Origin of the sequence: uncultured Oscillibacter sp. (assembly GCF_910584465.1) — a bacterium.
In the GTDB taxonomy this organism is placed as follows: Bacteria; Bacillota; Clostridia; order Oscillospirales; family Oscillospiraceae; genus Oscillibacter.
The window spans coordinates 1-1,621 of the sequence record NZ_CAJUBK010000140.1 but is presented as its reverse complement, the minus strand read 5'-3'; the positions used below and the strand labels follow the sequence as shown (position 1 = coordinate 1,621).

Annotated in this window: 2 protein-coding genes; both read right to left on the bottom strand. The window is 62.6% G+C overall.

Annotated features, from left to right (window positions below; all coding sequences use genetic code 11):
* Nucleotides 1-390 precede the first annotated feature (390 nt).
* Nucleotides 391-807 carry a putative ABC transporter permease gene (locus QZ332_RS13660; protein WP_295766442.1) on the bottom strand — a complete coding sequence of 139 codons (417 nt, stop codon included), beginning with the start codon at nucleotides 805-807 and terminating at the stop codon, nucleotides 391-393.
* Nucleotides 800-1,513 carry a hypothetical protein gene (locus QZ332_RS13655; RefSeq protein ID WP_295766440.1) on the bottom strand — a complete coding sequence of 238 codons (714 nt, stop codon included), beginning with the start codon at nucleotides 1,511-1,513 and terminating at the stop codon, nucleotides 800-802. Before QZ332_RS13655 ends, QZ332_RS13660 begins: the two co-directional genes overlap by 8 nt.
* Nucleotides 1,514-1,621: the final 108 nt, after the last annotated feature.

Genomic DNA, 1,621 nt, shown 5'->3' with positions numbered 1-1,621 from the left:
TCCGCCTTATCATACTAAGGCGGCCAAAGGCGCTGCTTCAGACAGTGACTACAGCAAAAACCGCCCTGCCCACTTGACAAAAGCGGGCAAGACGGTATAATAGGTCATAGAGGGCGCTGCGGCAAGCGGTTAGCCCAAACAATGGTTAGGAATCAAACGAAACCGTCACCCTGCCCGGTGGCGGTTTCCGCTTTTTACCTGGATCGTCACAGTCCAATGAAGGATGTGAAACGTCAAAGTAATCGGCATACTGTCACCCCCTTTCGGGGTCAAGTGACCAACCGCCCGCCGTCTTGTGCAGCGCCCCTGCCCCTTTCAGAGCGGACCCATTATATCGTTATCTGTCGCCTTTTGTCAATCCATGCCGCCCTATCCGGGCGGCTTTTTATTTCAAATCAACCGGTACCGGGGCCTTTCCCCATTGCAAAGCCAATAGTCCAGCCAGTCGAAGGCCACGATCACCGGCCCCGCCAGCAGGCACCACAAAGCGGTGAACCGGGCGCAGATCTGTCCCATAAGGTTGCAGGGCAGAGCACTGTAATCCCAAATATCCAGCCCTAGCCATACATTGAGTACCAGCCCCGCCGCCAGCTCCGCCGCCGTGATGGTCAGCCCGCCCAGCACAGCCTGGGACCACAACGGCAGCGCCCAGGGCATCCGCTCGTTGGCGAGGTCCAGCGGGATGCACACCAGCGCCGCCAGCAGCATCATGGTCCAGTGGGTGTAGCCCCGATACAGGACCTCCAGGATGCCGTACAGCACGCCGCCGAACATCCAGCGGACGATATGGCCGTGGAGATCACACATCCGCAGGCCCTCCCGCCGACGCCAGGACCGCCGCCATATTGGCCGCCAGGTCCTCCGGCAAGGGAACGCCGTATGTAACGGCCTCCAGCTCCTCCTCCGTCTGCACCCGGCGCACCCACGCGGCCAGGTGGTTGTAGTAGGTGGTCTGATACAGCTTGTGGGCCGTCGCCGCCCGGGCGCAGGCTCGGATGTCCTCCGCCGGGAAGACGGCGCACAGCTGGCCGTCCAGGTGGTAGGGATAGCCTTCGGCCCCCTGCTCCACCGCCGTCAGGGCCGTGGAGAGGTTGATCTGGTCCTCCGCCGTCAGGGAGATATGACCGGAAGCGGCGGACAGCCCCACGTCACAGCCCGCCGTGATAGCGGCGTTGCAGGCCGCGGACAGTCCCGCCAGCTTATCCGCCCTCAGTTCCTCCAGCGTCTTGGCGTTGGGGTCCGGGTTCTCCGCCTCCCAGGCGGAGACCTCCTCTTCCGAGGCGGCCTCGATCCACTCCCCGCCGTCCCACCCGGGGCGGACGAAGCCCTCCGCGCCGGCATGGGGGCGCAGGACGGGAGGGGCCGCATCGATCAGGCGCTCGTCCTCCCGGAGGGTATAGTGCATCACGGTCTCACAGTCCTGGCCGGTCATGGGGTCCGGCTCCGTCCGGACCAGCACGAAAGTCCTATAGTGCTGGTCCGTGTCGATGACACACGCATGTCTGTAACTCATTTTCATCGGTCCTTTCTTTATCGTTCTCATGTGGGAGTCTATGTGGGATCTTAGCCGCCTTAGTATGATAAGGCGGACGTATCCGCTCAGAGGACGGTAGAGGCCGTC